The organism is Vibrio sp. TH_r3 (assembly GCF_033101115.1).
Classification (GTDB): domain Bacteria; phylum Pseudomonadota; class Gammaproteobacteria; order Enterobacterales; family Vibrionaceae; genus Vibrio.
In genome coordinates this window covers 1-9,495 of the sequence record NZ_JAWMPW010000046.1, presented here as the reverse complement: position 1 = coordinate 9,495, position 9,495 = coordinate 1, and the positions used below count along the sequence as shown (strand labels likewise).

5 protein-coding genes and 1 pseudogene are annotated in these 9,495 nt (G+C 38.9%); all 6 read left to right on the top strand.

Features of this window, described 5'->3' with window-relative positions:
- Positions 1-121, top strand: a pseudogene (locus tag R3X26_RS18470) (IS5/IS1182 family transposase); the annotation flags it as partial.
- A 156-nt stretch (positions 122-277) separates the two neighbouring features.
- On the top strand, positions 278-598 hold the full coding sequence (locus R3X26_RS18465; protein ID WP_317718796.1) for a site-specific integrase: 321 nt from the start codon (positions 278-280) through the stop codon (positions 596-598).
- Positions 599-625: 27 nt separating this feature from the next.
- Positions 626-823, top strand: coding sequence for a hypothetical protein (locus R3X26_RS18460; protein ID WP_317718795.1), 198 nt, complete (start codon positions 626-628; stop codon positions 821-823).
- A 513-nt stretch (positions 824-1,336) separates the two neighbouring features.
- Entirely contained in the window at positions 1,337-2,932 is a 1,596-nt protein-coding gene (gene dptF / locus R3X26_RS18455; RefSeq protein WP_317718794.1) for a DNA phosphorothioation-dependent restriction protein DptF, read from the top strand.
- Position 2,933: 1 nt separating this feature from the next.
- Positions 2,934-4,274, top strand: a complete 1,341-nt coding sequence (dptG, locus tag R3X26_RS18450; RefSeq protein WP_317718793.1) for a DNA phosphorothioation-dependent restriction protein DptG — start codon at positions 2,934-2,936, stop codon at positions 4,272-4,274.
- Positions 4,255-9,336, top strand: coding sequence for a DNA phosphorothioation-dependent restriction protein DptH (dptH, locus tag R3X26_RS18445; protein WP_317718792.1), 5,082 nt, complete (start codon positions 4,255-4,257; stop codon positions 9,334-9,336). Before dptG ends, dptH begins: the two co-directional genes overlap by 20 nt.
- Positions 9,337-9,495: the final 159 nt, after the last annotated feature.

Sequence of the window (9,495 nt, the reverse complement as noted above, 5' to 3'; positions counted from 1 at the left end):
CACCTTTGCGAGAATTAAGCATTATCGAGCTATTTCAAGTAGATATGACAAGTTAGAAAGGAACTATGCCAGCATGTTATCGCTGGCATTCATGTTGATGTGGCTACCGATGTATTGTTGAACGCGAAATGTACAGCAAAGATCAACAGGCCCTAGTAATTTCGGTTTTTTATTTCGCTTTTTCTTCCAGTGTTCTGCTCTCAAATAAAAAAGTAGCAATTAGCTGTCTAAGCAGGATGAAGAGAAAAATGACAATCTGGAATTAATCAAATAAGCAATAAATAAGTACATAGAATTTCGTCAACATACCGTGGCTCCTTCTACCCTGCGAGCAGACAAAAGCAAAGAAAGAAAATTTGTTAACTACTTTGCTCGGCGTTCGGTAACAGATGCGACGCACAGTGATATTCAAGGCATCATCAACAGGTTACATCGCCGCTATAAAAACAAGTCCATCAATGAATATCTGACTACTCTCAGAGCTGTTTTCAAACGGGAAAAAAGAGATGGTCTGATAGAGATTGATCCGATGGAAGACATAGCAAATCTAGCTATAGTTACTCCAGAACCTACACCATTTGAGAAAGTCGACATATAAAAGCTGTATTACACATCAGTAGAGTACTTGAGCGGTAAGAACGCTAGCATATTCGATATTCTCACTGGACTTCGTGAAAAAATAGCTAATGAAGACAATGATGGTATTAAGTTAGATGGGCTTTCTTGTCTAATATCTTTGGCTTTGTCTGTCGAAGCGTTAGTTAATTTTGTTGGTCATAAGGAGGTCGATAAATGGAAAGAATTTGACCAATATATAAAGTAAGATTACGAAGGTTCGTGCTAAAGCAGGAATAGAGTTCGACAAAAATGTCGGCATTTATGCAAAGTTATGGTAATTAAAGCAGTTGTGAGACGATGTTGTTCAGTCTAGGAAATCGGTGGCTATTCAGTATTGTGCGATTTCCCACATCTCTTATTATTAAATTTTAGGTTTAATATGAAACTATTTGCTTTTTTATTCGTATTATTCCAAGATATTCATCAAGATACGTTAGTGCTATATTGAGAGACTATTTGGAACTATATAGAAAAAATGCTCGATACTAGTTCTTGTTAATTCCATTATTCGAGATGGAATAAAGATTTGTAGATAATTTAATAAATTCAACTTTAGGCAGCTTTTTGATTTAGTTTAACCGATCAAGGAGTTAAGATTTAGTATTGGTAATACATGTGTATCTGGAATAAAAAACGCTCGATTTGTAAGATCAAGAATATCCTTAAAGGAAGAGCTTTATAATCTAATCAACTAAAATTACTGGGCTTGAAAAACACTATGAAATTAGAGCATGCTCTTAGCATTTTATCCAAGTCATCACCCTACGCTGTTAGCACAGAAAGAGATCAATATCACGATCATCTATTCAATTATAAAAAGTATGTATATATACGAACCGATATTGAAACTGACTTTAAAAAACGGCTGATATCATCTAAACCAGGGGAGATTATTTTCTTATGTGGCAGTAGCGGCGATGGAAAGTCTGAGATTTTGACTCAATACAGCCAAAAGTACAAAGTGACACACGAATTCCATCTGGATGCGACCCACAGTTTTAATCCAAATCAGACCGCAATCAATGCGCTAGATGAGCGGTTCTCACAATTTAAAGAAAATGATAAGCCACTCGTTGTTGGTATTAATATTGGAATGTTAGGCAACTATGCTGAGGATGGTTCTGAGCAACACAATGATATTAAAGCTTCGATAAACGGGTTTCTGGAAAATAAAACGGATGGTATTTCAGCGAACCACACTTTCTTAGATTTCGAACAGTACCCAAAATTTTCACTGGGTCATGAGATTAGTACATCTGATTTTGCTGCTAAGTTTCTCGCGCGCTTAACAGAGCCAACTTTGGATAATCCATTTTACGCATTGTATGATAGCGAGCTGCAAAAATCAGGCCATAGCAAACTCACGGCAAACTATGCTTTACTTGGTATAGATTCTGTTCAACAGAATATTATTTCGTTGCTTTTGAAGGCTCGTTTAATCAAAGACCAGTTTTTAACAGCACGTGCATTGTTGGATTTTGTTTACCAGATCTTAGCAAGCGAAGGTTATATTTTTGATAATTTGTTCTCAGGCTCTGATAATGAGTTGCTAGAGCATATTCAAAGCTTTGATCCAAGCAACATTCACACTCGAAGAGTTGATGAATTTGTTCTCCAATTTGGTTTAGGAATTGAGGATATTGGATTTATACAACTTAAAGATCAAGTAAAAGCACTGGGTGTATTCGACGTGCTAAGTGCGGCTTCTTATTTGCGCATGGTGTACTTGTTAAAAAATGAAGAGCAGTTTGCAAATGATTATATCAATGGACTAAAGAAAGACTTTGATAGTTTATTGGTCGATCAATATGCCGACATCTGGTTACTCCACCGTGACTTTGATGGTTCAAGTACACAGAGAAAAGAGCTGAATAAATTCTACAAAGACATATTGATTTCAGCGGTACATCGTTATTGTAATCGCAACTCTCCATCTCTTGATAAAGACCAGTTTTTTATCTCTGAATATAACGGTTTTAAGACTGCGGTTGAGCTAGAGGTTAAACCTGACTTCTCATCTATCAAAACGCAAGCTGTGAGTAAAATCGGCACGTTCAACGCTCATATTCGAGTAGACGATCATTCACTTCTACCTATGCCTATTAGTATTAATTTACTTGAGCTGTTGGAAAAAATTAACCAAGGGTACCGTCCAAACAAACACGACAAGAATGCGGTACTTTTGTTAGATGAAGTGATTGAACAAATCATTACAGTAGCCAATGAAAAACACACCCTATTTATTTTGAAAAACGACAAACGCTATAAGGTCGTGAATGAAGACGATGAATATTTCGAAGTGAGTGGTTTATAAAATGATAATGGATAATTACACCCAACCATTTAATCCAACGTTGCCACAAACCGCGGAAAAAGTGCCAAATAAAAATAGCTTAAGCAGCTACCTACCTATTCGAACCAAAGGTAATGATTTTGATATTGATGCGGTGATCGGTTTAGTTTTGCGTGGACTTTTACGTAAAAAAGTAGAAGGTTATAGCTACGAAGAGTTTATGGCTGATTGCCAAACTGCGTTTGAAGAAAAACTCGGTGAAGAAGAATTTTGGAAAGTGCTAAAGGAGATGTATTTTGATGACAAAGACATCTTTTCCGTTAGTCCAGAACTCCTTCTCTTTCGTGCACAAAAAGGTGAGTTTGCAACGAGTGATTCGCGTGTTGCTTCTATGTTTACCAACTTACTTCAGAACATGCGAGTTGAAGAGTTTGATGCGAAGCTAAACTTTATTGAGCGTGAGATGCTCTCTACTTTGCGTGGAAAAATGAAGCCTGACTCATCATTACAAGCGAGTGAGAAACCGTATTTACCTTATCTTTCGAAGGCATTTCGTGATGACTTGAAGTTTTTGGCAAGCCGCCCCAAGTATTTACTCAGCGAAATTGAGTCGTTCTTGTCTTTCTATGGTTTTACTTATACCGCACAGTTGAGTTTAACTCTAACGGACTGGCGGAATGGGCAAGAGCCAGTTGCTAAGCCATTGTATTTCATTATGGATTACGAGCGTGCAAGTAACGAACGTACCCACATTAAGAATCATGGCTATAAATTGTTCAATGAATCTGCCACTAGATTATTTCCGATGTTGACTATGTTAGAGTTATTGCAGCCGGGAGTCGGCGACAAAAAAGTAACAAAATTACCATTGTGGGAAATATCGAAGGGTATTCAAGAATCAAAATCTCCATACTTAAAAGAGAATTTGGAAAACTTTGCTCGCGCATTTAAGTCTCAAAGACATCTAGATACGGTTTTCGATGAATCAGATTCTGCACTTGATTGGTTAGGTAATGTAATGAAGTTGGCATTAGCACAGTTTAGTCTCGGTGAACGTTTCAATATCAATAAGAAGTATGTATCGGAAATCGAAAAATACTTGGCATCTCACTTTATTCAAAGTCGAGGTCGTAGTGGTCGAGTATTAGTACTCAACCAAGACTACATCATTTTATTGACCAACCTTGTTGTTGGAGAAAAGGACAAACTTCGTTTTCACGAGTTGATCGCCGCCTTAGAGCAACGTGGTATTTTTGTTGATAAGCAAACAGAACAAGAACTAATTAAATTCTATGAGCGCATTGGTAACATAGAGCGCATGAGTGATAGTGGAGATGCAGTGTATGTCCGTAAAACCATTTGAGACCTTTCTAGTAGAGCAGTTTTTAGCGAATGCTGAAACACACATTAAGGCAGGTTTCCGCTATCAATTTAAGTCGCCAGATAATGAAAATAGCATGCGTTTATATAAGGCCATGACAGCGCAATCAGAAAGTAGTATTGATGCAACTAATGATATTAAGTTGCCATTTATTGAGCTATCTGGATGCAAAATCGTACCAGTTATTCATAGTGAAAACCCAGCTGAATTTGATGGCTTCACTGAGAACTATATTTCGCATTTACGAGATGAGATTTCAAGTCAATCGGGTTATCTAAAAGGTTGTGCATTGGTGATAATCCACAACAGCTTGCTCGATACCTTGATAAATTCAGCAGATGACTTGGCTCAGGTCGGCCAGGTTTGGAGTGCTTCTAAGATTAAATCTGCAATGAAAGGGTTAATTGACCAGCAAGACAAAGGCAGAGATGTATCTAACTGTCTTCTTGACGCTCAGTTTGATGCCATTCTTGAAGACGGTGCAACAATGTTTGGTTTTGAGTCTCTTTATAAGGCTGTTGAGGATGGTGACTTACGATTTAATGAGTTAGGCATGTTTGAAGACCCTCTTGTAGCTGAAATGAGTGGTAATCCTAAGCAAATTAAAAAGCGTCTTGAGGATAACCGCTCACTTTATGAAGAGCTCTCTTTTGAAGTCGAGCACTTTGGTGGGCAGCTTCAAGATCGTTTGAAGTCATTCGGAGAGAAGTTTATTAAAGAAAACTTCTCAGAAACGGATGCGTGGAAAGACGTTGAATTTGAAGCATTCCTGCAAGAAAAAAAACGCAATGCGCAGCAGCAGCTTGTTCTTGAAGAGGAGCAAGTAAGTGATGGTATGACAATTATTGCGCGTAATCGTTCTGAAACTAAAGCAGGTATGCGTGATCGCCATCTAATCATCGAATTGGAAGAAGGTGTGAATGAGTTTGAACTGAAGCTTATATTTCAAGGTGTTAGCAACCTTGATAAGAGCCAATTCAAAATTCAACCCGCGAAAGCGCTAAATAAAAGAGAAGTGATTACTACGCATAATAGCTTTAAAACTTCCCGAGCTAGTTTAAAAGGTACTTATAAACACGAGCCTCTGTTCTTTAACTTGGCATTGAAGCGTGAGAATAAATCTGAAGTTTACAATTTTCGTTGTTTAGTTATTCGCAAAGGTGACTTCTACATTGAGCCGTTTAAAAATATCTTCTTAGTAGAGCCTGCGCCTGCAAAACAGCGTTTAACCTTAAACATGGAAGAGAACAAACTACAAATCAAAGCAAGTGAGGGCAGATCTTGTACGCTGATTGATGCTATGCAAGTTGTAGATTTAGCAGACTATTCTATAGTGGATTTTGAAGCGTTGGCTAATGAGGCTGATGAAATTAATTTCGCAGTAAAATCGGGTGACAACCAGCTTAAATTTAATGTTGAAGGAGCTGTAGCAACTGATTCATTGAGCCTACCTTTGTTGATTAATAGAGGTCGTTATCACAAATTATTTAAAGACGAATATAACGGTGAGTTTTATTCTAAAAAAGGCAAGGTGGGCATTGATAACAGTGAGTTCGTTGTACCAGGTGTTCGCTTAAAGTTACTTCGTTGGGAAGAAGAGTTCATCAACCAGAAAGTTGTGTTTATTTCAGACTCTAGTGCGATTAAGCTTGATGATCTGCAAGTAATTGATGACGCAATGTACTCTTCTTACGTTGAGCTTTTTGACTACCTAGAACAACGTCGCAGTACACCATCATTGGCATCTTGGGGTGATGAATTTACAATGCTTGTTCAAAATACGGTTGACGCTTGTTTAGCGTATTTTGAAGCGATCCCAACAGGCAGTATGTTGACCCAAGAGCAAAAGGTAGCGCTGAAAATTGGTTTGGTACAATCTGAAGATGAAGAGTATTACTCACCTTTTCACCCGCTGATTTTGGCTTATTACCTCAACTTAAGAAATGCAATTCGCGATGATCAGAGTTTTGCTAAGCTTCCTGATGTCACTTTCGAACGCTTATCACCAAAAGGTTTGTTGCCATACGTTTATCATCCAAAGCATAAATTTGCTTATAATCAGCAGGTAAAAGAGAACTCGTTTTGGATTAAGAGTGTACCCCAAGAAAAAAGCGCCCTTACCTTCGTTCGTAAACTAGTGAAAGAGAAAATCGACGAGTTCCAAACTGCGTTCAGGCAATTATTCACAGGTTCGGAGAAGAGCATTATTGTTAATGCAGTGAACCAAGACAGTGCTGATGAGCTATTCATGGGGTTGGTGGACTATATCCGCAATAATCAAGAGCAGGCTGCATCGATTCATATCAATCTGTATGATGACAAGTTATCGTTTAATGCGTTTGATCGATTCGCAGAAACCTCCAACTACGATGAATTGAAAGAGTGGCTAGAGTTGAATAAGGGTAAGGTTCGTGAGGTCGCCGATACCATTATAGATATTCTTCGCACCCGCCTAACTTACAGTAAGTTTACTAATGCCCAAGCCGAAAAAGATGGCCAGTCTTATGCGCATCTTTCCTTTTTTCGTAATAACGACAAAGTTGATTGTTCTGATATTGCAATTGAAGACATGGCATCAGGTATAGCTTGTGATGGCCTACTCACTGGTGATGCTTCTGAAAGTAAATCAGACTCGTACTTTACTGGATTTGGTTTGAAAGGAACGGATTATCAAGATCACGTGCACTTAATGATGGCAAAATACGTTGGCTCTTTGTTAAAGCCTGCGCTCAAGCCGAACACTCAATATCACGGCGCAAATGCGGTCGCTCTTGCAGTAAGTGAAGACTTTAAAGGTTTACTAGAACGTTCTTACGACAGCTCTATCTGGACGACTATAATTGATCCGAAAGTGACGTTGGACTTCTTCCACAGTAATGAAGATGTGGTACTGATTCACTATTCAGATCAGTACACCAGCTCTTCAAGTTACGACGCTATCACTGTTACTGCACAGCGTGGTTTATTTGAAAAAGTCATAAAGCAAGGGGACGGTGGTCAAATTAATGAGTTCAACGCATTTAACGGTGATTGGCTTCTTAAAATGATGACATGTGCCCCAACAATCAACAAAGAGCGTAAAGGCGTGATTGGTGCCTATAAGTTTGTTACTAGCCTAGTACACGATTCAGATATTACATGGGTTCCGCTATCTGTTGCTGAGATGATCCGTGTTTCGGGCAATATTGGGCTGAAAATGTCAGATAGCGAGTTTTCTCGCAATGTTCAAGGTTACAAGAAAGGCGAGATCTCTGACGATGTGCTATTGGTTGGTTTTAAAGATCAAGATATGTATCTGTTACCTGTAGAAGTGAAAACAGGTTCTGTGCCAAATTACAATAAAGCTGTTAAACAGTCGAAAGAGCTACTTCGTTACTTAAGCCAAGACTTACTAGGTCATAATGACCTAGCAAGTAAGCTTTACCGTGGTCTTTTTGTGCGTCAAGTATTGATGCAAGTCGACAAGTATCGTTTATACAAGGTTTTTGCTGATGATTATTTCGATAGCTTACTTGCTAATAAAGAAGAGTGGCTAAGAGGTGATTACTCACTTGGCCAAATTGCAGAATACCCAGAGGGCTTTGTCGTTAGCCACCTTGAAGGGGCAGGTTGCTTACAACCCGATTACCAAATGATGGAAGGGGTGTTAAAAGTAGATCTGCCAATGGGATTACTTCCGCGATTGGTGGAAACACCGCTGCAAGAGGTGCTTAGTGGATTAGATGTTGTTAAACTTTGTCACGTACCAAGCGAGTACGTGCTGAGTGACGAAACTCGATTAGTACAACTAGCTGAAGAAGCGCCACAGTCATTAGTGGCCGTATCTGATGAGCCTGAAATTGTAGAATCAATGAAACCTGTAGAGGCCACCGTTGAGCAACAAGGAGTGCCAGTGGGAGAAGCATTGAAAGTTCAGTCTAACAACAACTTGACTGTGCTGTTTGGCCACGATGCTCTAACACAAGCCCCCTTAAACTGGGAACCGACCAACACCGCTAAATTTATGAATACCAATACTGGTATTATTGGCACAATGGGTACAGGTAAAACTCAGTTTACTAAATCTGTAATTACACAGCTTTACCGCAATGAGGCAGACAATGTGAACGGTGTTCCAATTGGCATACTCATTTTCGACTATAAATCAGATTATGTAGACGATAAGTTTCAGAAGGCAACAGCAGGGAAGAAGTTTAATCTCCATAAATTGCCATATAACCCACTAAGCCTATTTGGTGATACTCCAATGTTGCCTGTACATACTGCGCGTGGTTTCTCTGAAACCATGGGTAAAGCTTTTGGCTTAGGGCAAAAGCAGCAACTGCGTTTACGTAAATTGGTGAGTGAAGCCTATGAACTGGCTGGTATTCGTAAAGCTGATCGAAGTACTTGGTCAAAACCAGCTCCGACAATTTCTGAGGTTTGGGATTTGTTCATTGAAACAGAACCAGATGAAGATTCTCTATATGCGGCACTTGAGAGCTTGTATGAGCTAGAGATCTTTGAAGACGATAACATCAAATGTACCAGTCTTTATGACTTGGTTGATGGTATCACGGTAGTTGAACTTGCTGGCTACCCTTCAGAAATTCAAAATCTTGTTGTTGCACTTACGTTAGACCTTTTCTACTCACAGATGCAAAAGAAAGGTAAACCTGAGGTGCAGGGTGACTACCGGCAAATTACTAAGATGATTTTGGTAGATGAAGCGGATAACTTTATGTCGCAGAACTTCCCGAGCCTACGGAAGATCCTAAAAGAGGGGCGTGAGTATGGGGTGGGTGTGATCCTATCAACTCAGGATATTACTCATTTCCAAACCGGAGAGAATGACTACTCAAGTTATATCCTAACCTGGGTGATTCACCGCGTGGCTAAGATTAAGCCACAAGATATTAAAGCGATGTTTAGCGTCAATGATAAGACTGAACAGGATAGGCTGATGGATACGATTCAGAAGTTAGATAAACACTATAGCCTCTATATTGATGGGGCTAAGAATATTGTGAAAATGTGTGATATGGCATTTTGGGAGCTTTCATGAGAATCATTGATGCGATTACAAAAGTTCTTGAAGAATCAAAAGAGCCGTTAAGTCATATAGAAATTTATAAAAGGATCGTTTTGAAATCTTACTTTGAATTTGGAGCCAAAGATCCTCGTTCTCTTGTTCGGAATAAAATAAGAAGGCATTGTTTTGGTA

Excerpts from the sequence above, each read along its gene's own strand:
- dptH (WP_317718792.1), top strand. The coding sequence starts at position 4,255 with ATGTCCGTAAAACCATTTGAGACCTTTCTAGTAGAGCAGTTTTTAGCG.
- dptG (WP_317718793.1), top strand. The coding sequence starts at position 2,934 with ATGATAATGGATAATTACACCCAACCATTTAATCCAACGTTGCCACAA.
- dptF (WP_317718794.1), top strand. The coding sequence starts at position 1,337 with ATGAAATTAGAGCATGCTCTTAGCATTTTATCCAAGTCATCACCCTAC.